The organism is Thermoanaerobaculia bacterium (assembly GCA_035717485.1).
Lineage (GTDB): Bacteria > Acidobacteriota > Thermoanaerobaculia > UBA5066 > DATFVB01 > DATFVB01.
Genome location: DASTIQ010000215.1, coordinates 1 through 20,570, shown reverse-complemented (window position 1 = coordinate 20,570; position 20,570 = coordinate 1). Strand labels below are relative to the sequence as shown.

The following is a 20,570-nucleotide window of genomic DNA, read 5'->3' as shown; positions in this document are numbered from 1 at the left end:
CATCTTGTGCGCCGAAAAGGCATAGAAATCGCAATCCAGATCCTGCACGTCAACGCGCAAGTGCGGAACCGCCTGGGCTCCATCCACCAGCACCGGAACGCCGCGCGCGTGCGCCATCTTCACGATCCGCTCGACCGGGGGAATCGTCCCGAGCGCGTTCGACATGTGAGTCACGGCGACGAGCCGCGTGCGCGGGGAGAAGAGCTCCTCGTAGGCGTCGAGGATCAGGTCTCCGCGGTCGTCGACCGGGATGACGCGGATGTTCGCCCCCTTCTCCGCCGCGAGCATCTGCCACGGCACGATGTTCGAGTGGTGCTCGATCGCCGAGAGGATGATCTCGTCTCCGGCGGAAACGCGCTCGCGGGCGAACGTCTGGGCGACGAGGTTGATCCCCTCGGTCGAGTTCCGCGTGAAGACGATCGACCGCGCGTCGGGAGCGCCGAGGAAACGGGCGAGCTTCACGCGGGCGTCCTCGTACAGCTTCGTCGCGCGCTCGGAGAGGGCGTGCACGCCGCGATGGATGTTCGAGTTGTCGGTCTCGTAGTAGTGCGTCGTCGCGTCGATCACCGCGCGCGGCTTCTGGGTCGTCGCGGCATTGTCGAGGTAGACGAGGGGTTTCCCGTGCACCTTCTGGTGGAGCACCGGAAAATCGAGGCGGATCTGCTCGACGTCGAAGCCGGCGGGGCGCACGGCCGTTTCGACGAGAGGTTCGTTGAGCTGGAGAGACTCGGAGGAGGACTTCATCGAGAACCCCCTATTTCGCGATCTCGAAGATCGACGGGGCGTGCGGCAGCCGCTCGTGCAGCGCGCGGTCGACGGCGCCGCGGATCGCCGCGGGAACCCGGAGCACGAGCTCGCTCGCGAACGCGTAGGTGAGGAGGCTCCGCGCGGCCTCCGCCGAGAGGCCGCGGGAGCGGAGATAGAAGAGGGCGTCGGCGTCGATCTGTCCGGTCGTCGAGCCGTGCTTGCACTTGACGTCGTTGGCCCGGATCTCGAGCTGGGGAGTGCTGTTGACGAGCGCCTCGCGCGAGAGAAGCAGGTTCTTGTTCGACTGCTGCGCGTCGGTCTTCTGCGCGCCTTCGCGGACGATGACGCGGCCGGTGAACGATCCGCGCGAGCGGCCGTCGAGGATCCCGCGGTACGTCTGGCGGCTGGTCCCGTGCGGCCGGAGGTGGTCGACGACCGCCACGAGATCCGCGTGCTGATCGCCGTCGGTCAGGAAGAGCCCGTTCAGGAGGCAATCCGCCCCTTCGCCGGCGAGGCGGACGTGGGTCTCGTCGCGCACGGCCGCGCCTCCCATCGAGAAGAGATGGGCGACGAACCGGCTCGACCTCGCCTGCTCGACGTCGAGCGTCGAGACGTGGAACGCCTCGTCGGCCTGCCGCTGGAACTTGACGATTTCGAGCGCCGAGTTCTCCCCGAGGAACACCTGGGTGACCGGCGCCGTGAGCGACCGGCCGCGCCCGGCCCAGTGGAGGAGCACGGTCGCGCCGGCGTTCCTGCCGAGACGGATCAGGTTCCGGGGAAAGACGGCGGGCGCGTCGCCGTTTCCGGACGCGAAGTAGAGGAGGTGGAGCGGTTCCCGCAGGGCGACGCCGTCCGGAACATCGATCACGGCGCCGTCGGTCAGGTGCGCGGTGTTCAGGAGCGTGAAAGCGCTCTCGCCGGGCAGCCGGCGGGCGAGGAGATCGGCGATCTTCTCCGGAGATCGCGCCGATGCCTCGCGAAGGGGAGAGAATCCGATTTCGCGGGCGAGGTCGGGGCGCGAGAGTCCGGGAACGTACCGGCCGTCCGCGAAGACGAGGCGAGGATGCTCGCCGGCGCTCCGGACGAGCGCCTCGAGAGCGGGGGGGACCGCCGGGGGCGGTCCGCCGTCGGCGGAACGGAACGGATGGCCGACGATCGACGCGACGTTCGTGTGGCGCCAGGCCTCGTTGCCGGGAGCGGGCCAGCCTTCCGCGGAGAAGCGCTCGAAGGCCTGTTCGCGCAGCTCCTCGATCGCGGGCGAGGCGAACCGCCGGCGGCGGCGGAACTCCCCGGCCGCTCCCGCGGCGAGAGTCTCGGAGGAAGCGATCATCGGGAGGCCGGACCCTCGAGCACGCCGCCCGCGGGGGCGGGCGCCTCCTCGAGCCAAGCGTATCCGCGCTCCTCGAGCTCGAGCGCGAGGTCCTTCCCGCCCGAGCGGACGATCCGGCCCTCGACGAGGACGTGCACGAAGTCGGGGACGATGTAGGTCAGAAGGCGCTGGTAGTGCGTCACCAGGATCATCGCCCGGTCGGGGCTCCGGAGCGCGTTCACCCCGCCGGCGACGACCCGCAGCGCGTCGATGTCGAGTCCGGAGTCGGTCTCGTCGAGGACGGCGAGCGTCGGATCGAGCATCGCCATCTGGAAGATCTCGTTCCTCTTCTTCTCGCCGCCGGAGAACCCTTCGTTGACGGGTCGGTTGACGAGGTCGGCCTCGATCTCGACGAGCTTCATCTTCTGCTTCATCGTCGCGAGGAAGTCGACCGCGTCGAGCTCCTCCTGGCCGCGGTGTTTCCGGATCGCGTTGACGGCCGCCTTCAGGAAATAGGCGTTCGAGACCCCGGGAATTTCGACCGGGTACTGGAAAGCGAGAAAGACGCCTTCGCGCGCGCGCACTTCCGGAGTCATCGCGAGGAGGTCGGCGCCGCGGTAGAGCACCCGTCCCCTCGTCACCTCGTAGCCGGGCCGGCCGGCGAGGACGTGCGCGAGCGTGCTCTTGCCCGACCCGTTCGGGCCCATGATCGCGTGGACCTCGCCGGCCCGGACGGTCAGGTCGAGACCGCGGAGGATCTCGTTGCCGCCGACCGCGACGTGGAGGTCCTGTACTTCGAGAAGGGGAGTGTCGGTCATCCCACGCTCCCTTCCAGCGAAACGCCGAGCAGCTTCTGGGCCTCCACGGCGAACTCCATCGGAAGCTCGCGGAAGACCTCTTTGCAGAAGCCGTTGACGATCATCGAGATCGCGTCCTCGGCGGAGATGCCCCGCTGCTGGAAGTAGAAGATCTGGTCGTCGCCGATCTTCGACGTCGTCGCCTCGTGCTCCATCTTCGCCGACGAGTTCGCGACGTCGATATAGGGGAAGGTGTGGGCTCCGCACTGGTCTCCCATGAGGAGGGAGTCGCACTGCGAGTAGTTGCGGGCGTTCTCGGCGCCCTTCAGGATCTTCACCATGCCGCGGTAGCTGTTCTGCCCGTGACCCGCGGAGATGCCCTTCGAGACGATCGTCGACTTCGTGTTCTTCCCGATGTGGATCATCTTGGTGCCGGTGTCCGCCTGCTGCCAGTTGTTGGCGACGGCGACCGAATAGAACTCGCCCACCGAGCCGTCTCCCATCAGGATGCAGCTCGGGTACTTCCAGGTGATCGCCGAGCCGGTCTCGACCTGCGTCCAGGAGATCTTCGAGTTCCGCCCCGCGCACTTGCCGCGCTTCGTGACGAAGTTGTAGATGCCTCCCCTGCCGTCCTTGTCGCCGGGGTACCAGTTCTGGACCGTCGAGTACTTGATTCGGGCCTCGTCGAGCGCGACGAGCTCGACGACCGCCGCGTGGAGCTGGTTCTCGTCGCGCATCGGCGCCGTGCAGCCTTCGAGATACGACACCGAGGCTCCTTCGTCGGCGACGATGAGCGTGCGCTCGAACTGTCCGGTGTTCTTCGCGTTGATCCGGAAGTAGGTCGAGAGCTCCATCGGACACTTCACGCCCTTCGGCACGTAGACGAACGAGCCGTCCGAGAACACGGCCGAGTTCAGGGTCGCGAAGAAGTTGTCGCTGTACGGCACGACCGAGCCGAGGTACTTCCGCACGAGGTCGGGATGGGTCTGGACGGCTTCCGAGAAGGAGCAGAAGACGATCCCGAGCTCGCCCAGTTTCTCCTTGAACGTCGTCGCGACCGACACGCTGTCGAAGACCGCGTCGACGGCGACCCCGGCGAGGATCTCGCGTTCGCGAAGGGGGATTCCGAGCTTTTCGTAAGTTTCGAGGAGTTTCGGATCGACTTCGTCGAGGCTCTTCGGGGCGTCCTTCTTCGCCCGGGGGGCCGAGTAATACACGATTTCCTGGTAGTCGATCGGGGGATAGTGCACGTTCGCCCAGGAGGGCTCGGTCATCGTGAGCCACTTCCGGTACGCCTTCAGCCTCCACTCGAGGAGGAAGGCGGGCTCCCCCTTCTTCTGCGAGATCAGGCGGACCACGTCCTCGCTCAAACCCTTCGGGATCGACTCTTCCTCGATATCGGTGACGAACCCGTGCTTGTATTCGCCGGACGTGAAGTCTTCGAGAGTCTTGGCCTGGGACGACATGCGTTCTCCTTACGACCCGCGCACCGCCGCCTGCGGCAGGCGGCTCCCGCCGAAGCCGAACCGCGGGAGCGGAGCGGCCATCTCGGCGAGCGTGATGTTCGAAAGCGCCTGGCGCACCACGCGATTGATGCGCTTCCAGTTGTCGGTGACGGGGCACAGCGATTCCTGGGGGCAGCGAACGCCCTGGGGTTCGTTGCACTGCGTCAGGGAAAGAGGACCTTCCATCGCCGAGAGGATGTCGGCGAGCGAGATCTCCGAAGCGTCGCGGGAGAGAGCGTAGCCGCCGTGGAGCCCCCGCTGCGACTCGAGGAGTCCGCCGCGGGCGAGCGCCTTCAGGACCTTGCTCACCGTCGGAAGCGGGAGGTGGGTCTCCTGCGCCAGGTCGCGCGCGTTGTGAGCGCGCTGCGGCTCGCGCGCGAAGAACGTCATCAGCACGCTCGCGTAATCGGTCAGTTTCGTCATTCGGATCATCGGCGGTCCCCCGTTCCAATATAGGACTGTTTCGGTCCCAATTGAGATTCTATCCGAACGACAGGGGCTGTCAAGAGGCTTAAGTTGCTCTATTTTCTGTATTTAAAGACTTAACCACCGAAGACGCCTGGTCAAACGCGGAGAGCGCCGCCAGAAAGGGAAGAAGACATCGGGCCGAGCCGGGCGGGGCCCGATGTACCGCCGCGGCGGCGCGCGCTTCAGCGCGTGAGGAGCCAGCCGATCAGGACAGCCAGCACGACGATCGCCCCGAAGATCGCCGCCATGTACCGAAGCGTGGCCCCGAAGTCCGCCTCCGGCTCGTCGTCGCTCCGGCGTTCGGGGGGCTCCTTCAATGGATTCCCTTGTGGGCGAGCCACCGTTCCGCGTCGATCGCCGCCTTGCACCCTTCGCCGGCCGCGGAGACCGCCTGCCGGTACGTCGGATCGCACACGTCGCCGGCGGCGAAGACGCCGTCGACCGAAGTGGCCGTCGAAGGGCTCTTCACCACGAGATAGCCCACGTCGTTCATCTCGAGCTTGCCGCGGAAGAGCTTCGTGTTCGGCTCGTGGCCGATCGCGACGAAGACTCCCTGCGTCTCGTATTCCATGTCGGCGCCCGTGGCGGTGTTCTTGAGCCGCACGCCTCGGATGCCGTTCTTCTCGCCGAGGATCTCGTCGACGGTGTAGTTCAGGAGCCAGTGGATCTTCGGGTTCTGCTCGGCGCGCTCGAGCATGATCTTCGATGCCCGGAATCCCTCGCGCCGGTGGACGATCGTCACCTTCGAGGCGAACTTCGTGAGGAACGTCGCCTCTTCCATCGCCGTATCGCCGCCTCCGACCACGATGACCGGCTTTCCCTTGAAGAAGAACCCGTCGCACGTCGCGCAGGCCGAGACCCCGTAGCCCATGAGCTCCTTCTCGGACGGGATCCCGAGGAGCTTCGCGGAGGCGCCCGTCGAGACGATCACCGCTTCCGCCTGGACGATCGCGCCGGAATCGAGCTCGAGGCCGAACGGACGCACGTCGAAGTTCACGCGGGTGACCGTCTCCTGCACGGTCTCGGTGCCGAACCGGCGCGCCTGCTCCCGGAAGACCTCCATGAGCTCCGGTCCCTGGATTCCCTTGACGAAACCGGGATAGTTCTCGACTTCGGTCGTGATGGTGAGCTGCCCACCCGGCTGCGGGCCCTCGAAGACGACGGGGGAGAGCTCCGCGCGGGATGCGTAGAGCGCCGCGGTCCAGCCGGCGGGACCGGACCCGATGATGGCGACCTTGTAGAGGTTCTTTTGCGTCGGCATGGCCCGGATACTAATACCGTCGCGGAGGATGGCACGCAGACGGGAGCGTCGTCGCGCTCGGTCCCTCGTCGACGACGGCGAGAGCGCGACCGCTCGCGGGGCGCCTCCTCTCCCGCATCGCAGATTTCTCGCCTTGGTCACTGAGGCGAAGAATCAGGCGCTCCGAGAAGCTCCGCGCCTGACGGCGCGGGTTCCCGCGGAAGCTCGCTCGGAGCCGGGAGCCCGCCCTCACGCAAAGGCCGCTGAGCCAAGAGCATCATCCGGCGCCCGGATTCCGGCGTTAGCCTTTGCTCGCAGATGAGGCAGCGGAACACGCGGCGAAGGCGGGCGTCCGTCGCGGCGCTCGCGGCGGCGATCGGTGTGGGGGCGGCGCGGCCCGCGCCCGCGGACGGCTTCCGCCCCTTCGCCGGGGCGCCCGCGTCTTCGTTCTTCCCCGACGCTTCCGGGCTTTCCACGGAAGAAGCCGCCCCGCCGCCGGATGGGGTCGCGTCTCCCGCGAATCCTCCCAAGCCGCCGCTCCTCGACACGAAGACCGTGCTCGTCTCCGCCGGCATTCTCGCCGCCGTTCCGATCGGCGGCTATTTCCTGTGGTGGCAGGGGAACGATTTCACGCACTTCAAGTTCGCGCACGAGGGGTGGTTCGGCGAAAACACCTACGCCGGCGGAGCGGACAAGGCTTCGCACTTCGTCACGAGCTCGATCATCGGCCAGGGGGCCGTGCGCCTGTACCGCTCGCTGGGGCACACGCCGTCGGACGCCCGGTGGCTGTCGATCGGCGTGATTTCGATCGCCGGGCTGATGGTCGAGGCGGGTGACGGTTTCAAGTACGGAGGGGCATCCTGGGAGGACGCCGTGATGAACGTCAGCGGCGCGATCGTCGGCGCCGAGGTCGAATACGAGGGGTGGGGCGACAAGGTCGGATTCCGATATGGCCTCGTTCCGGAGGAGAACCGCGGCGGCGAGACGGGGCCGCCCGTGGAGCACTATTCACAGGAGATCTACACCGCCGACGCGAAGCTCGCCGGAATCCTGCGAAGGACCGCGGCCGGCGCCGGACCGCTCCGGTTCCTCATGCTCTCCGGCACCTACGCGACCCGAGGCTATCGCGAGCTCCCGCCGGAGCTCCGCGAACGCGACGTCGGCATCGAGATCGGGTTGAACATCCCGGAGATCCTTCGCGCGGCCGGATTCCGCGAAGAAGGCTGGTGGCGGAAGCTCATCTACGCCTTCTTCGATTTCGTTCGGGTGCCGTACACGCAGATCGGATGGCGGTACGACCTGAACCACTCGACATGGAGCGGGCCGAACATCGGAAGGTAGCCGGCACGGAGATGCGCGGCGTCATCCGTCCGCGGCCGATGGCAGGACGCGTTCGTTACTTCGTCGGGAACGTGAAGAAAACGCCGCCGAGCAGTTCCGAGTTCCGGAACCAGCGGTTCGTGTCCGTCCAGCCGCCGTCTTCGACGCTCCTCGTCCCCAGGTAGGTCGCGCGGAAACGGGCATCGATGCGGAAGCCGAGCCACCGCATCGCGTGGAATTTCGCCCCGACGGCGAGCGACGCCCCGAACCGGTTCACGTCGCGCACGTTCTTGTCCGGCACGTTGATGTCGAGGTTCGTGACCCCGCCGCCCAGCCCCACGTACGGCGCGAAATTGCCGTGGGGGAATGAGTAGAGGGCGAGGGCCTCGATCGTCGCGATGTCGATCGTGCCGACGGAGGGCTCGTTCGGAAAGACTCCCGAATCGGGAATGATGAGGTTTTCCGTGCTCCGCCGGACGGCGACTTCGACCCCCCAGTGCCTGTTCCACTGCGCGCCCAGCCAGAAGCCCTTGAGGATGTCGTCGTCGACTTCGATCTTCTGCGAGAACGCGCGCGTCGTTCCCTTCGCGAACGATCCTCCGTAGAAGCGGCCGCCCCCCCCGCCGATCTCGACCGAGCCGGGAAGGGACTGTGCGGACGCGGGAGAGAGGGAAAGGAAGAGAACGGCCACGCAACTTCCAAGGACCCGGGAGCCGATCCCCATTTTCGAGCCGATGAGCGTTTTCGGAGCGACGAACGGGCGGTGATCGCGCTCGCCGGAGCGCGCGAAACGCCGTCGAAATCCGGAGAGGGGGCTTGGGGGAAACATCCCCCAGGTCAGATGCTAACCAAAACTATCGCGGGCAAAGCCCGCGATCCGCGAAGCGCTTGCGAAGCAAGTTTTGGTGCCGTCGGCCGGACTCGAACCGGCATGGGTTGCCCCATACGCCCCTCAAACGTACGTGTCTACCAATTCCACCACGACGGCACGAAGGTTACCTGGTCGTCGCCGGGGCGCTCGGCGCGGGCGCGGGAGCCGAGCCCGTCGTCGCCGAGCCGCCGGCCGGAGCCGAAGTCGACGAGGCGGGAGCCGGCGCCGGCACGGGCGCCGGGAACGTCGCGGGAACTTTCTTCGCGGCGTTCGGATTCTTCGGCCCCTGCGGGATGACCGAGCGCTGGGGTCGGCTTTCGACGACCGCCAGAGCGAGGGCGAGCACGATGAACGCGATGAAGAACCCGGTCGTCAGCTTGTGCAGGAACGTCGTCGCTCCGCGAGGACCGAACGTCTGCTGGGACCCGCCGCCGCCGAACGCGCCGGCGAGATCCGCGCCGCGGCCCTGCTGGACGAGGACGACCAGGATCAGGAAGAGGCAGACGAAAATGTAGAGGATGACGAGGAACGTAAACATCGAGCTCTCCAAAACCTCCCGCGAGGGAGCCGCAGATCTTAGACCGGCGCGGTCGGACCGGTCAAGCGGCAGATTTCGGAGAAGCCGGCCGGGTCGAGAGAGGCGCCGCCGACGAGAAAGCCCGAGATTCCGGGCCGTGCCGCGAGCTCGAACGCGTTCCCGGCCGTGACCGATCCTCCGTAGAGGACGCGAAGGGAGGCGCGGTGTCCGATCAGTTCGCGGAGGCGCCCGATCGTGTCTTCCGCCTGCTCCGGCGTGGCGTTCCGCCCCGTCCCGATCGCCCAGACCGGCTCGTACGCCGCGACGAGCGGCTGATCGCGCGGGTCCCGCTCGAGCGCTTCGACCTGTCTCCGGAGAACCTCCTCGGTCAGGCCCTCTTCGCGCTGCGCGAGGGTCTCGCCGACGCAGAAGATCGGGAGGAGCCCCGCCTCGCGCGCTCGGGCGAGCTTCCGGGCCAGGGTCGTCTCCGTTTCTCCGAAGTGCTTGCGCCGCTCCGAGTGTCCGACGATGACGTATCGGCAGCCGCAGGAGGCGAGCATCGCCGCCGAGACTTCGCCGGTGAACGCGCCGGAGGCTTCCGACGAGCAGTTCTGGGCGGCGAGCGCCCATCGTCCCGCCGGATCGGCGAGGTCCGCGAGGAACGGAAAAGGCGGCGCGACCGCGACTTCGACGGCGGCGCTCCGCCCCGCGAGCATCCGCCCGAGCTCCTCGCGGCACGCGATCGCCTCCGGCCGCGTCTTGTTCATCTTCCAGTTCGCGACGACGAGTCGGCTTCCCCGTTCGGCGTCTTCGCGCGGTGAGCGGGAAGCGGTCACGATTCGAGCGCCGTCACGCCGGGGAGCTCCGTCCCCGAGAGGAACTCGAGCGAGGCCCCCCCTCCGGTCGAGACGTGGGTGATCTTGTCGTACACGCCGGCGCGGCGGACCGCCTGCACCGATTCGCCCCCGCCGACGATCGTCGTCGCCTTCGATTCGGCGAGCATGCGCGCGACGGCCATCGTTCCCTTGTCGAACGGCGGCTTTTCGAACACCCCCATCGGGCCGTTCCAGAAGATCGTCTTCGCGTCGGCGAGGAGCCGCCCGAACTGCTCGATCGTCTTCGGGCCGATGTCGAGGGCCATCTGGTCGGGCGGGATCCCCTGGATCGACACGACGCGCGCGTGCGCTCCGTCGGAGGGGTCCTTCGCGACGACGAAATCGGAAGGGAGGGCGACGTTCTTCCCTTCGTCGCGGCAGAGGTTCAGGATCTCGCGCGCGGTCGCCACCCGGTCCTCTTCGAGGAGCGACTTCCCGACCGGCAGACCGATCGCGGCGACGAAGTGGTTGGCCATGCCGCCGCCCACCAGGAGCAGATCGGCGATCTCCGCGAGCGCCTCGAGCGGCTCGATCTTCGTCGAGATCTTCGCCCCCCCCAGGATCGCCGCGAACGGCCGTTCGGGATCGAGGATCTTCGAGAGATGCCGGAGCTCGGCGTCCATCAGGAGCCCGGCCCCCCTCTGGCGGACGCGCGCGGGCACGCCGACGATGGACGCATGGGGGCGGTGCGCCGCGCCGAACGCGTCGTCGACGTACACGTCGATCCCGGCGGCAAGCGCGGCGGCGAACGCCGGGTCGTTCTTCTCCTCTCCGGTGTGGAAGCGGAGGTTCTCGAGGAGGAGCAGGTCGCCGTCCTTCAGGCGGCCGATCTCGGCACGAACTTCGTCGCCGACGCAGTCGGAGGCGAACGGAACCGGCCGTCCGAGCTTTTCGGCGAGCACGAGGGAAACGGGCCGCAGCGAGAGCGCGTCGTCGCGCTTTCCCTTCGGCTTCCCGAGGTGGCTCGCGATGACGAGCCGCGCTCCCTTTTCGAGCGCGCGCCGGATCGTCGGGAGCGTCTGGACGATCCGCATGTCGTCGGCGACCGCGCCGTCCTTCAACGGCACGTTGAAGTCGACGCGCAGGAAAACGGTCTTCGATTTCAGATCGAGATCATCGAGCAGCTTCATCGCTCAAATAGTAGCAGGCGAAGCCGGATCGTCGAGCCGGCGACTCTTCGCCGCCCGCCGGAATGGAAGGGGAGGCGATCTACGCGGGAACCTCGGCTCCGGCTCCCCTCTCCCGTCGCTCGGCGTCGGGGCGGACGAGGCGCGCGAAGACGGGGAACAGGATCAGCATCACCGCGACCATCACCGCGCTCGCCTCCATCCCGCAGACTCCCCCGGTCAGCCAGGCGGGCCCGTGGAAGGTCGTCGCGAGGAGGTGACCGGGCACGGGTTTGCCGCCGTTTCCCGTGTTCGGCGCTCCGGCGACGCCGAGGGCGAAGAAGTCGAACGCCGCGTGGAACCCCGCCGCGAGCCAGAGGTCGCCGGTGCGCGCGATCGTGAAGCAGAGGAAGAGGCCGATGAGAGCGACCGAGAACGCGTCGAGGGGGGTCTCCCTCTCCTTCGTGAAGTAGTGGAGGCCGCCGAAGACGGTCGAGAGGAGGATCGCGGCGGGCCAGAACCCCATCCCGCGCCCGAGCGCCGAGAGGGGATAGCCCCGGAAAAGGTATTCCTCGAAGAGTCCGAGGACGATCATCGAAACGGCCCACGTCGCGGCCGAGGCGGCGAGCGCGCCGCCCGACAGAGCGAATCCGGCGAGCGAGACGCCTCCGAGGAGCGCGATCACCGCCATCGTGGCCGCGACCGGAAGGAATCCCCACAGCAGACCGGCTCCGAAGCGAGCCGCATATCCCGGGGAGAGGGGCAGCCCGTAGTCGCCGAGGCGGCGCTTTTCGATCTTCGCCATCAGCGCGGCAGCCGCGAGCGCCGAGAGGAAGCTCAGGCCGTCCGAGACGAGGAAATCCACGGGGTTCATTCCCGGGTGAGGCCGGTACACCGTCCTCGCGGCGAAGAGAGCCGCCGTCGAGATCGCCGTGAACAGCAGCACGAACGCCCCGAAACCCCATCCCGCCCGCAATCCGTTCGGGCCGAAGAACCATCTTTTCATCGATCTCGATAACGGAAATCCGGTGCGGAAGTTCCCGCCTTCACGCTCCGCGCGGGCAGCGCGGCGCGGCGCTTTCGCGGGAATTATCGGGGGAGCGACTCCTCGTAGGGGGCCCGGTGCACTCCCTTCTCCGTGATGATCGCGGTGATGTACCGGGCGGGGGTGACGTCGAACGCCGGGTGGCGGGCGGTCACCCCTTCGGGAGCGATCGCCGCGCCGTTGATCCGGACCACCTCCCCGGAGGTCCGGTTCTCGATCGGGATCTTCGTGCCGTCCCGAAGCGACCGGTCGATCGTCGTCGTCGGAGCCGCGACGTAGAACGGGACGCCGTTTTCCCTCGCGAGGACGGCGAGCGAATAGGTCCCGATCTTGTTGGCGGCATCGCCGTTGGCCGCGATCCGGTCCGCGCCGACGACGACGGCGGCGATCTCGCCGCTCTTCAGGAAGTGGCCTGCCATGCTGTCGGTGATGATCTCGACCGGGATCCCGTCCCGCTGGAGCTCCCACGCGGTCAGGCGCGCGCCCTGGAGAAACGGACGCGTTTCGTCGGCGAGCACGCGGATCGCCTTTCCCGACTCGATCGCGCCGCGGATGACGCCGAGCGCGGTTCCGTATCCCGAAGTCGCGAGCGCCCCCGCATTGCAGTGCGTGAGCACCGTGGTGCCGCCGGCGAGCAGGCTCGCGCCGTGGCGCCCGATCGCCCGGCAGGCTTCGATGCCCTCCTCGGAGAGAGCGATCGCTTCGGCGGCCATCGCGTCGGCGATTTCGCGCTCGCCCCGGCCCGCCACGGGTTCGAACGCCCGCTCCATGCGCTCGATCGCGGCGAAGAGATCGCGCGCGGTCGGCCGGGCGGCCCGAATCCGCTCGGCCGCGCGCTGCAGCCGCTCCCGCGGGGAGCCGTCTCCGGCCCGGAACGCCAGCGCGATTCCGAACCCGGCCGCCGCCCCGATCGCGGGCGCGCCGCGAACCGCCATCGAGCGGATCGCTTCCGCGGCGGCTTCCGGAGTATCGACGTCGAGCCAGACCTCCCGGCCCGGAAGCAGGCGCTGGTCGAGGAGCTTGAGCCGGCCGGCTTCCCAGTAGAGCGGGCGAAAGAGATCCATCGGCGGCATAATACGCGGGCCCCGGGCGGCGATCGCGATTCCGCGGTCGGCGGCGTTCGAGCAAGGAGGTTGCGGCGATGCCCAAATACGTGATCGAACGGGAGCTCCCGGGCGCGGGGAAGCTCTCCTCCGCCGAGCTCCACGGAATCGCCCAGAAGTCCTGCGGCGTGCTCTCGAATCTCGGGCCGCAGATCCAGTGGCTCGAGAGCTTCGTCACCGACGACAAGATCTATTGCGTCTACATCGCGCCGAACGAGGAGATGGTCCGCAAGCACGCGGAGCTGGGCGGCTTTCCCGCGAACCGGGTGTCGCAGGTGAGGCGGATGATCGACCCCACCACCTCGGAGTAGCGGGCGCGGCGATGCATCGAGCGAATCCGCGCGTCCTCGGCCGCCTCCGGCGTACGCTCCGGGTACGCCGGGTCCGCCGGTCAGTGGGTGCGTCGCTCGCGCCTGAACGCGCCTCGTCGAGGCCTCGGCGAATCTCGCGTCAGGAACGGGAAGGAGTTCCCGCCCGAAGGGGCACGCCGCGTTAGGAAGAGGAGGGACCCGTGGAAAAAATCCGGCCGCAGAGCTACGCGTCGCACCGCCGCTTCGATCCGCTTTACCACGGTTTCGCGGCTCCGGTCCTCGCCCTCGTGTATCCGATCTGGGCGATCGTCCACCTCTGGCGGCACCCGACGCCGCAGTCCCTCGTCTGGCTCCTGTTCGCCCTGGCGATCGCCGTGCTCGCGTGGCGGGCGCGGACCTTTCCGCTGGCCGTCCAGGACCGCCTGATCGTTCTCGAGGAGCGCATGCGCCTCGAGCGACTCCTTTCTCCCGAGGCGCGCGCGGCCGCGGCGGAGCTGACGGACGATCAGCTGATCGGCCTGCGATTCGCTCCCGACGAAGAGCTCGGCGCGCTCGCCGCCGCCGCCTGCTCCGAGAAGCTGTCGCGCGCGGAGATCAAGAAGCGGGTGAAGAACTGGCGGCCCGACTACCGGAGAGCCTAGGAAATCAAGCGCGGACCATCCATCGAGCGATACGGGCGCGTGAAACCCGACCGCGGCCGCGGCGTACGCCCGGTACGCCTTCGCCGCGGGCCGGATTTCCCGCATCCCGTCTGGCTCGCGTCTGGCCGCGCCTTCGGGTTGTCGGCAGTTGAAATCCCGTATTTCCGAAATCGCCCTCCTGGTGGACGCGGCGAAACTCCGTTGCATTGTCATTCCGAGGCGCGAAGCGACGACCGAGGGTTCCGGTAGAAGCATTTCCGACGAGATCAACGCATCCAGTCGATCACGATCTTCCCGGCGTTCTCGTTCCGGCGCATCCGCGCGAAGGCCTCGGCCGCGCGCTCCGGCGGATAGACGGAGTCGAGGTCGACCGAGAGTTTCCCGGCGTCGAACGCGGGGAGGATCTCCTCCCGGAAACGCGCGACGATCCGCGCCTTCTCGGCGCGGGATCGCGAGCGGAGCGTCGAGCCGATGAGGCGCGCCCGCTTTCCCATCAACCGCCCGATGTCGAGCTCGGCCGACCCTCCCGACATCGTCGCGAGGAAAACGACGCGCCCGCCCGTCGAGATCACGCGCAGGTCGCCCGCGAGCGTCGCGGCGCCGACGGGATCGAGGACGACGTCGACCGCGTTCTTTCCCCACGCGCTCTCGATGATTTCGGCGAAGTCTTCCCGGCGCGCGTCGATGGCGAGGTCTGCGCCGGCGCCCTCGATCGCGGCGAGCTTGGCGGCCGTCCGGGTCGTCCCCGCCGCCGACGCCCCCAGGAGCTTCGCCGTCCGGATCGCGGCGAGACCGACGCCCGAAGCTCCCGCGTGGACGAGCGCGCGGCCGCCGTCGGCGAGCCCGCCTTCGACGACGAGATTGAGGAACGCCGTCAGGAAGGCTTCCGGGATCGCCGCCGCGCGCACCGGATCGAGCGAGGAGGGGGACGGGAAGATCTGCCCTTCGGGGACGGACGCGTATTCCGCGTGACCTCCCCCCGCGAGCAGCGCGCAGACGCGCTCGCCCGTTCCGGCGGTCGTCCCGGAGATCTCGAGCCCGAGGACCTCGGATTCCCCGGCAGGCGGGGGATATTTCCCGGCGATCTGCGCGAGATCCGCCCGGTTCACTCCCGAAGCGGCGACCCGCACCAGGACCTCTCCCCGGCCGGGAGTCGGAACCGGCGCCTCCTCGAGCCGCGCGTCGTAACCGGGTCCGGCCGGCGAGACGCGGAGGACCCTCACCGTTCGATTTCGACCGCGAGGTCGGGCGCGGGGGAGAGCCTCAAGCGCGAGAGCCGGCAGGGCCACTTCTCCCGTTCGAGCCGGCGCGCGATCCGGTCCCAGATCCACCGCGCGAGATTCTCGAACGTCGGAACGGTGGCGGCGAATTCGGGCACGTCGAGATTCAGGTTCCGGTGGTCGAGCGGGCGGTCGACCTCTTCCTTCAGGATCCGGTCGAGGTCGGTCAGGTTCACGACCATCGCCTTCTCCGGGTCGATCTCGCCCTCGACTTCGATCTCGAGCACGTAGTTGTGCCCGTAGCCGTGCGGCGACTCCTCGCCGTAGACGGCGCGGTTCTTCTCGTCGCTCCAGTCGGCGCGCCAGAGCTTGCGCGAGGCGTTGAACTCGATCTTGCGGGAGAGTCGGATCACGGAAAGTAGGCTAGCAGAACCCGGGACGGGCGTGCCGGGCGCACGGGAGAGCCGCGGCGGCAGGACGAGCGGTTGAACCTGTCGGCCCCGCGGGTTCCCCGATAGAATCGATCCCCGGAGGTTCGGATGACCACGCTCGACGTTTCCCGGGAGAAGAGTCCCGGCGACCGGCTGCGCTACGGAGCCGAAGAGATCGACACGCTCGTGTGGACGGCCGTTTTCGGGGGGGACGCGGAGAAGGCCGCGGCCCGCCGGGAGATCCGCCGCGAGGCGGCGTCGCGCGGGATCCTCCCGGCCTCGATCCTCCCCCTCTACGAGGCGCGGTCGCGCGGCGAAGTCTCGGGATTCACCGTTCCCGCCATCAACATCCGCACGCTCGCCTACGACACGGCGCGCGCCGTGTTCCGCACCGCGAAACGGCTCGGCGCGGGCGCGTTCATCTTCGAGATCGCGCGGAGCGAGATCGGATACACGGACCAGCGGCCGGCCGAGTACGCCGCCGTCGTGCTCGCCGCGGCCGTCCGCGAGGCGTGGACCGGCCCGGTCTTCCTGCAGGGGGACCACTTCCAGACCAACGCGAAGAAGATGAAGAGCGAGTCGGCCCGGGAGGTCAAGGCGATCGAGGACCTGATCCTCGAGGCGATCGCGGCGTCCTTCTACCAGATCGACATCGACACGTCGACGCTGGTGGATCTCTCGCGGCCGGACCTGGATGCCCAGCAGAGACCGAATTACGAGAACTGCGCGCATTTCACCCGGTTCATCCGCGAGCACCAGCCCCGCGGGGTCGAGATCTCGATCGGCGGCGAGATCGGCGAGGTCGGAAAGGAGAACTCGACACCGGAGGAGTTCCGCGCCTACATGGAGGGCTACCGGCGGGGAATCGGGAACGCGAAGGGGCTCGCGAAGGTGTCGATCCAGACCGGCTCGTCGCACGGCGGGATGGTCGCCGCCGACGGGACGCTGAAGAAGATGTCGATCGATTTCGACGTGATCCGCCGGATCTCGAAGATCGCGCGGGAGGAATACGCCATGGCGGGGGCCGTCCAGCACGGCGCCTCGACCCTCCCCGAGGACGACTTCGGACTGTTTCCCGAGTACGACACCGCGGAGATCCACCTCGCGACGGGGTTCCAGAACATGGTGCTCGACCATCCCGTGCTCCCCGGCGTGCTGCGGGAGACGATCAACCGCTGGGTGACCGACCACGCGGCGTCGGAACGGAAGCCGTCCGATTCGCCCGAGCAGTTCCTCTACAAGTCGCGCAAGAAGGCGCTCGGTCCGTTCAAGGAGGCGCTCTGGAACCTTCCGGTCGGGACGCGCAACGCGATCGCGGCCGATCTCGAGGACAAGTTCGCGTTCCTCTTCGAACAGCTGAAGGTGGGCGGGACGCGCCCGGTCGTCGATCGCTACGTGCATCCGGTCGAAGTCGGCGAAAGAGCGGCCGCCGGGGCGTTCGTCCGGGACGATGAAGCCGGCGACTGAGATCGCCGCGGCGACCCGCGGCGAGGAGCGGACTTGACGCTCCCCGATACGATGAAGGCGGTCGTCAAGACCGAGGCGGCCGCCGGCCCGGAAGCGACCGCCGTGCGGGACGTCCCGGTGCCGCGGCCGGGCCCCGGCGAGACGCTGCTCAAGGTGATCGCGACCGCGGTGTGCGGGACCGACCGGCACATCTACGACTGGGACCCCTCGATCCAGCACCGCGTCCGTCCCCCGCGCATCACCGGCCACGAGTTCTGCGGCGAGATCGTCGCGTTCGGTCCCGAGGGGGAGCGGCCCTCGCTCTCGCTCGGAACCTACGCCTCGGCCGAGATGCACGTGACCTGCGGCCACTGCCGGCCCTGCCGCAAGGGGGAGAGGCACGTCTGCGAGAACACGCGGATCCTCGGCCTCGACGGCGACGGATGCTTCGCCCAGTACGTCCGGGTGCCGTCCGAAAACGTCGTGCCGCTCGACCGGGCGATCGTTCCGCCCAAGGTGGGGGCATTCCTCGACGCGCTCGGCAACGCCGTGCACACGACGCAGGTCGTCGACCTTTCCGGGAAGTCCGTCGCGATCCTCGGATTCGGACCGATCGGCGCCTTCTGTGCCGAGATCGCCCGGGTTTCGGGCGCGTCCGCGATCGGGATCACGGACGTCAACGAGCACGCGATCGCCGAGGCGAACCGGTGGAAGCAGACGCGCGGAGCGCGGAACGTCCGTGCGCTGAACCTCCGCGGAATGGAAGAACCCGCGGCGGCTCTTCGCGAAGCGCTGGGAGGCGGCGCCGACGTCGTGCTCGAGCTCTCCGGAGCCGAGCCGTCGATCAACCTCGGGCTCGAGGCGATCTATCCGGGAGGGTGGATGTCGCTCCTGGGTCTGCCCCGGGGCAACGCCGTGACGCTCCATCACTATTCGCGCGACCTGATCTACAAGGGCGTCACGATGAAGGCGATCATCGGGCGGCAGATGTTCGCGACGTGGGTGAAGATGCTCGATCTCCTCAAGGCCGGCCTCAAGGTCGACGACTTCGTTTCGCACGAGTTCGAGGGACTGGAGCGGTTCCACGAGGCGCAGGCGTTGCTGGCCGACCGGAAGGCGATGAAAGTGGTTTTCTACCCCAACGGCCGTCCCTGATGAGGATGGGCGCGGCGATGCATCGAGCCGGACGGGCGCGTGCGCCCCGACCCGCGGCCTTGACGTACGCCTCGGTACGCCGCGGCCGCGGGCTCGGGCGCCCGCATCCCGTCGGGCTCGCGCCTCACCGCGCCCGAGAGCCTCGATGCGTAGCCGAACCTCCTCGCGGTCATTGCGAGCGGAGCGAAGCAATCTCCAGATCCAACGGAGGTTCCCATGCCTGACTTCTTCGAACATCTCCAGTCCGAGCTCGACAAGCTGAAAGAGGCGAAGACGCTGAAGACCGAGCGCGTGCTCGAATCTCCGCAGGACGCGCACGTGAAGGTCGACGGCAAGGACGTCCTGATGCTCACCTCGAACAACTATCTCGGCTTCGCGAACCATCCGCGGATCCGCGAGGCGCAGAAGAAGGCGATCGACCGGTGGGGAGCCGGACTCGGCTCGGTGCGCTTCATCTGCGGCACCGAGCGGATCCACCTCGAGCTCGAGGAGACGATCTCGGAATTCTTCGAGACGGAAGCGACGATCCTCTACATGTCGTGCTGGAACGCCAACGAAGGGCTCTTCCCGGCCGTCCTCGAGGAAGCGGACGGGCTCTATTCCGACGAGCTCAACCACGCGTCGATCATCGACGGCGTTCGGCTGTGCAAGGCGAAGCGGTACAAGGTTCCGCATTCCGACTACGACGCCTACGAGAAGATGCTCGAGGAGGACACCACCTCCCGCTACAAGATGATGATCACCGACGGCGTGTTCTCGATGGAGGGAGAGCTCGCCGACCTTCCCGCTCTCCTCTCGATCTCCGAAGAGCACGGCGCCGTCCTCGCCGTCGACGACTCGCACGCCACCGGCGTCCTCGGAAAGACGGGCCGCGGCACCGCGGAGGAAGAGGGAATCCACGGAAAGATCCCGATCACGACCGGAACCCTCGGCAAGGCGATGGGGTCGGCCGCCGGCGGGTTCGTCACGGGGCCGAAGGCGCTCGTCGAGCTGCTGCGGCAGCGCTCGCGGACGTCCCTCTTTTCGAACTCGCTCCCTCCCGCCGTCGTCGGCGGATCGCTCGAGGCCTTCCGGATGCTGATGGAGGACCCCTCGCCCGTCGAGAAGCTCCGGGCGAACGCGCTCCATTTCCGGAACGAGATCAAGAATGCCGGCTTCACGATCCCGGACGGGCCGCATCCGATCGTGCCGGTGATCGTCGGCGACACGGCGAAGGCGCTCGCGATGTCCGCCGCGCTCTTCGACGAGGGGGTCTACGTCTCCGGATTCGGCTTCCCCGTCGTTCCGCACGGACACGCGCGCCTGCGCTGCCAGATCTCCGCCGCCCACTCGACGAAAGACCTCGACTTCGCCGTCGAAGCCTTCCGGAAGGTCGGGAAGAAATTCGGCGTCGTCTGATTCGCGCCTGATGCCGCGCCTGCGGATCGAACCGGCCGTTCTCGAGAGGTTCTCCGGATACACCGCGGCCGTCGTCTACGCCCACGGCCTCGACAACGGCGACAGCGGCGCCGAGAGCTCCTCCTGGCTGCGCGACGCGGAGGCCCGCGTCCGGGCCTCCGTCGTCGAGCCGGCTTCGGCGCACCCGCACCTGGCGGCCTGGCGATCGGCGTTCTCGGCGTTCGGCGCGAAGCCGTCGAAGTTCCTCTGCTCCGCCGAGGCGCTCGTCAAGCGCGTCCTGAAAGGCGAGGAAATTCCTCCGATCAACCGCGTCGTCGACGCCTACAACGCCGTGAGCCTCCGGCACGTCCTGCCGGCCGGCGGGGAAGATCTCGACCGGCTCGAGAGCGACCTGACGCTCGCCTTCGCGGACGGCTCCGAGCCGTTCGATCTCCTCTCGGGCGACGGGACGCCGGAACATCCCGATCGGGGCGAGATCGTCTGGAAGGATTCGGCCGGAGTGACGTGCCGCCGCTGGAACTGGCGGCAATGCCGGCGCACGCGCCTCGTCCCCGAGACGAAGAACGCCTACTTCGTCATCGACCGACTCGCGCCCTATCCCAGAACGATCCTCGAACGGGCCGCGGACGAGCTCTCCGAGCGGCTGCGCCGAATTTCTGCGGGCGTCTCGCTGGAAACGGAGTTCCTCGGGGCACGCGACTGAAGCTCAGTCGGGGTCCGGAGCTCCTCTCACTTCGTCGAGCGTTTGTCAGTTGCGACGTCGATGAGGTGCGGCGAGACGCGAGCCAGACGGGATGCGGGTCGGCCGCGGCGTCCCGAGTCGTACTGGCGAACGTACGGCGAGGGCGGCACGGACGGCCCGCGCCCGTATGGCTCGATGTATCGCCCGCCCGCTAGTTGATGGTTTCTTCTTCCTGCTCGCCGGCCTCCGGCATCGCCGACGCATGATGATGGACCATCCGCCAGCCGCCGTCCTCCCGGCGAAAGACGTTGGTCGCCTGCATCCGCGCCGGTTCGCCGACAGCTCCCGAGGCCTCGAGGATCTCGACGCAGAGCACGACCGCC

Annotated in this window: 23 protein-coding genes and 1 tRNA gene; 7 read left to right on the top strand and 17 right to left on the bottom strand. The window is 68.1% G+C overall.

The window, feature by feature from the left end; all coding sequences use genetic code 11:
• The 7 genes from VFS34_11455 to trxB all read right to left on the bottom strand — a co-directional run.
• A partial coding sequence (locus tag VFS34_11455) for an aminotransferase class V-fold PLP-dependent enzyme (GenBank protein ID HET9795069.1) occupies window positions 1-744 on the bottom strand: 744 nt, incomplete at its 3' end.
• 10 nt (window positions 745-754) lie between these two features.
• Window positions 755-2,077, bottom strand: coding sequence for a Fe-S cluster assembly protein SufD (gene sufD / locus VFS34_11450; protein ID HET9795068.1), 1,323 nt, complete (start codon window positions 2,075-2,077; stop codon window positions 755-757).
• The gene (gene sufC / locus VFS34_11445; GenBank protein ID HET9795067.1) at window positions 2,074-2,874 is read right to left on the bottom strand and encodes a Fe-S cluster assembly ATPase SufC; all 801 of its coding nucleotides are present in this window, start codon (window positions 2,872-2,874) and stop codon (window positions 2,074-2,076) included. Before sufC ends, sufD begins: the two co-directional genes overlap by 4 nt.
• Window positions 2,871-4,319 (bottom strand): Fe-S cluster assembly protein SufB, encoded by a 1,449-nt coding sequence (gene sufB, locus VFS34_11440; GenBank protein HET9795066.1) that lies wholly within the window; start codon window positions 4,317-4,319, stop codon window positions 2,871-2,873. Before sufB ends, sufC begins: the two co-directional genes overlap by 4 nt.
• 9 nt (window positions 4,320-4,328) lie before the next feature.
• Window positions 4,329-4,790 carry an SUF system Fe-S cluster assembly regulator gene (locus VFS34_11435; GenBank protein HET9795065.1) on the bottom strand — a complete coding sequence of 154 codons (462 nt, stop codon included), beginning with the start codon at window positions 4,788-4,790 and terminating at the stop codon, window positions 4,329-4,331.
• A 218-nt stretch (window positions 4,791-5,008) separates the two neighbouring features.
• Window positions 5,009-5,143, bottom strand: coding sequence for a hypothetical protein (locus tag VFS34_11430; protein ID HET9795064.1), 135 nt, complete (start codon window positions 5,141-5,143; stop codon window positions 5,009-5,011).
• Complete coding sequence (trxB, locus tag VFS34_11425) at window positions 5,140-6,087, bottom strand: thioredoxin-disulfide reductase (protein ID HET9795063.1); 948 nt, start codon at window positions 6,085-6,087, stop codon at window positions 5,140-5,142. Before trxB ends, VFS34_11430 begins: the two co-directional genes overlap by 4 nt.
• Window positions 6,088-6,384: 297 nt before the next feature.
• Here trxB and VFS34_11420 point away from each other — a divergent pair, with 297 nt between their 5' ends.
• Window positions 6,385-7,407 carry a DUF2279 domain-containing protein gene (locus VFS34_11420; GenBank protein ID HET9795062.1) on the top strand — a complete coding sequence of 341 codons (1,023 nt, stop codon included), beginning with the start codon at window positions 6,385-6,387 and terminating at the stop codon, window positions 7,405-7,407.
• A gap of 55 nt (window positions 7,408-7,462) precedes the next feature.
• Here VFS34_11420 and VFS34_11415 read toward each other — a convergent pair whose 3' ends face one another.
• From VFS34_11415 to mtnA, 7 genes are all read right to left on the bottom strand, one after another.
• A complete protein-coding gene (locus tag VFS34_11415) occupies window positions 7,463-8,077 on the bottom strand; it encodes an outer membrane beta-barrel protein (protein ID HET9795061.1) in 615 nt (204 codons plus the stop codon).
• A 212-nt stretch (window positions 8,078-8,289) separates the two neighbouring features.
• Window positions 8,290-8,374 (bottom strand) — tRNA-Leu (locus tag VFS34_11410).
• A gap of 7 nt (window positions 8,375-8,381) precedes the next feature.
• Window positions 8,382-8,795 (bottom strand): preprotein translocase subunit SecG, encoded by a 414-nt coding sequence (gene secG / locus VFS34_11405; GenBank protein HET9795060.1) that lies wholly within the window; start codon window positions 8,793-8,795, stop codon window positions 8,382-8,384.
• Between the two features lie 38 nt (window positions 8,796-8,833).
• Complete coding sequence (gene tpiA / locus VFS34_11400) at window positions 8,834-9,610, bottom strand: triose-phosphate isomerase (protein HET9795059.1); 777 nt, start codon at window positions 9,608-9,610, stop codon at window positions 8,834-8,836.
• On the bottom strand, window positions 9,607-10,779 hold the full coding sequence (locus VFS34_11395; GenBank protein ID HET9795058.1) for a phosphoglycerate kinase: 1,173 nt from the start codon (window positions 10,777-10,779) through the stop codon (window positions 9,607-9,609). Before VFS34_11395 ends, tpiA begins: the two co-directional genes overlap by 4 nt.
• A 79-nt stretch (window positions 10,780-10,858) precedes the next feature.
• On the bottom strand, window positions 10,859-11,761 hold the full coding sequence (locus tag VFS34_11390; protein ID HET9795057.1) for a CPBP family intramembrane glutamic endopeptidase: 903 nt from the start codon (window positions 11,759-11,761) through the stop codon (window positions 10,859-10,861).
• Between the two features lie 83 nt (window positions 11,762-11,844).
• A complete protein-coding gene (gene mtnA, locus VFS34_11385; GenBank protein HET9795056.1) occupies window positions 11,845-12,864 on the bottom strand; it encodes an S-methyl-5-thioribose-1-phosphate isomerase in 1,020 nt (339 codons plus the stop codon).
• 77 nt (window positions 12,865-12,941) lie between these two features.
• On the opposite strand from mtnA, the gene VFS34_11380 reads away from it, so the two are divergent.
• Together VFS34_11380 and VFS34_11375 are read left to right on the top strand one after the other, a co-directional pair.
• A complete protein-coding gene (locus VFS34_11380) occupies window positions 12,942-13,214 on the top strand; it encodes a DUF4242 domain-containing protein (GenBank protein ID HET9795055.1) in 273 nt (90 codons plus the stop codon).
• A 200-nt stretch (window positions 13,215-13,414) separates the two neighbouring features.
• Window positions 13,415-13,855, top strand: a complete 441-nt coding sequence (locus VFS34_11375; GenBank protein ID HET9795054.1) for a DUF6526 family protein — start codon at window positions 13,415-13,417, stop codon at window positions 13,853-13,855.
• Window positions 13,856-14,121: 266 nt separating this feature from the next.
• On the opposite strand, the gene VFS34_11370 is transcribed toward VFS34_11375, so the two are convergent.
• On the bottom strand, window positions 14,122-15,078 hold the full coding sequence (locus VFS34_11370) for an NAD(P)H-quinone oxidoreductase (protein ID HET9795053.1): 957 nt from the start codon (window positions 15,076-15,078) through the stop codon (window positions 14,122-14,124).
• On the bottom strand, window positions 15,075-15,488 hold the full coding sequence (locus VFS34_11365; GenBank protein ID HET9795052.1) for a 6-carboxytetrahydropterin synthase: 414 nt from the start codon (window positions 15,486-15,488) through the stop codon (window positions 15,075-15,077). Before VFS34_11365 ends, VFS34_11370 begins: the two co-directional genes overlap by 4 nt.
• A 126-nt stretch (window positions 15,489-15,614) precedes the next feature.
• Between VFS34_11365 and VFS34_11360 the strand changes: the two genes are divergently transcribed.
• The 4 genes from VFS34_11360 (at window position 15,615) to VFS34_11345 (ending at window position 20,208) form a co-directional block, all read left to right on the top strand.
• Window positions 15,615-16,973: a class II fructose-bisphosphate aldolase gene (locus VFS34_11360; GenBank protein ID HET9795051.1), complete on the top strand. Its 1,359-nt coding sequence runs from the start codon at window positions 15,615-15,617 to the stop codon at window positions 16,971-16,973.
• A 33-nt stretch (window positions 16,974-17,006) separates the two neighbouring features.
• Window positions 17,007-18,107: an alcohol dehydrogenase catalytic domain-containing protein gene (locus tag VFS34_11355; GenBank protein ID HET9795050.1), complete on the top strand. Its 1,101-nt coding sequence runs from the start codon at window positions 17,007-17,009 to the stop codon at window positions 18,105-18,107.
• 216 nt (window positions 18,108-18,323) lie between these two features.
• Window positions 18,324-19,505, top strand: coding sequence for a glycine C-acetyltransferase (locus VFS34_11350; GenBank protein ID HET9795049.1), 1,182 nt, complete (start codon window positions 18,324-18,326; stop codon window positions 19,503-19,505).
• A gap of 10 nt (window positions 19,506-19,515) precedes the next feature.
• Complete coding sequence (locus tag VFS34_11345) at window positions 19,516-20,208, top strand: phenylalanine--tRNA ligase beta subunit-related protein (GenBank protein ID HET9795048.1); 693 nt, start codon at window positions 19,516-19,518, stop codon at window positions 20,206-20,208.
• Window positions 20,209-20,398: 190 nt separating this feature from the next.
• Here the strand turns inward: VFS34_11345 and VFS34_11340 are convergent, their stop codons facing one another.
• A complete protein-coding gene (locus tag VFS34_11340) occupies window positions 20,399-20,563 on the bottom strand; it encodes a nuclear transport factor 2 family protein (GenBank protein HET9795047.1) in 165 nt (54 codons plus the stop codon).
• Window positions 20,564-20,570 lie beyond the last annotated feature (7 nt).

Bases quoted from the DNA above. Each gene is read 5' to 3' on its own strand.
- VFS34_11395 (HET9795058.1), bottom strand. From the start codon at position 10,779: ATGAAGCTGCTCGATGATCTCGATCTGAAATCGAAGACCGTTTTCCTG.
- VFS34_11435 (HET9795065.1), bottom strand. From the start codon at position 4,790: ATGATCCGAATGACGAAACTGACCGATTACGCGAGCGTGCTGATGACG.
- trxB (HET9795063.1), bottom strand. From the start codon at position 6,087: ATGCCGACGCAAAAGAACCTCTACAAGGTCGCCATCATCGGGTCCGGT.
- VFS34_11390 (HET9795057.1), bottom strand. From the start codon at position 11,761: ATGAAAAGATGGTTCTTCGGCCCGAACGGATTGCGGGCGGGATGGGGT.
- VFS34_11345 (HET9795048.1), top strand. From the start codon at position 19,516: ATGCCGCGCCTGCGGATCGAACCGGCCGTTCTCGAGAGGTTCTCCGGA.
- VFS34_11420 (HET9795062.1), top strand. From the start codon at position 6,385: ATGAGGCAGCGGAACACGCGGCGAAGGCGGGCGTCCGTCGCGGCGCTC.
- VFS34_11380 (HET9795055.1), top strand. From the start codon at position 12,942: ATGCCCAAATACGTGATCGAACGGGAGCTCCCGGGCGCGGGGAAGCTC.
- VFS34_11350 (HET9795049.1), top strand. From the start codon at position 18,324: ATGCCTGACTTCTTCGAACATCTCCAGTCCGAGCTCGACAAGCTGAAA.
- sufC (HET9795067.1), bottom strand. From the start codon at position 2,874: ATGACCGACACTCCCCTTCTCGAAGTACAGGACCTCCACGTCGCGGTC.
- mtnA (HET9795056.1), bottom strand. From the start codon at position 12,864: ATGGATCTCTTTCGCCCGCTCTACTGGGAAGCCGGCCGGCTCAAGCTC.
- sufD (HET9795068.1), bottom strand. From the start codon at position 2,077: ATGATCGCTTCCTCCGAGACTCTCGCCGCGGGAGCGGCCGGGGAGTTC.
- VFS34_11360 (HET9795051.1), top strand. From the start codon at position 15,615: ATGACCACGCTCGACGTTTCCCGGGAGAAGAGTCCCGGCGACCGGCTG.
- sufB (HET9795066.1), bottom strand. From the start codon at position 4,319: ATGTCGTCCCAGGCCAAGACTCTCGAAGACTTCACGTCCGGCGAATAC.
- secG (HET9795060.1), bottom strand. From the start codon at position 8,795: ATGTTTACGTTCCTCGTCATCCTCTACATTTTCGTCTGCCTCTTCCTG.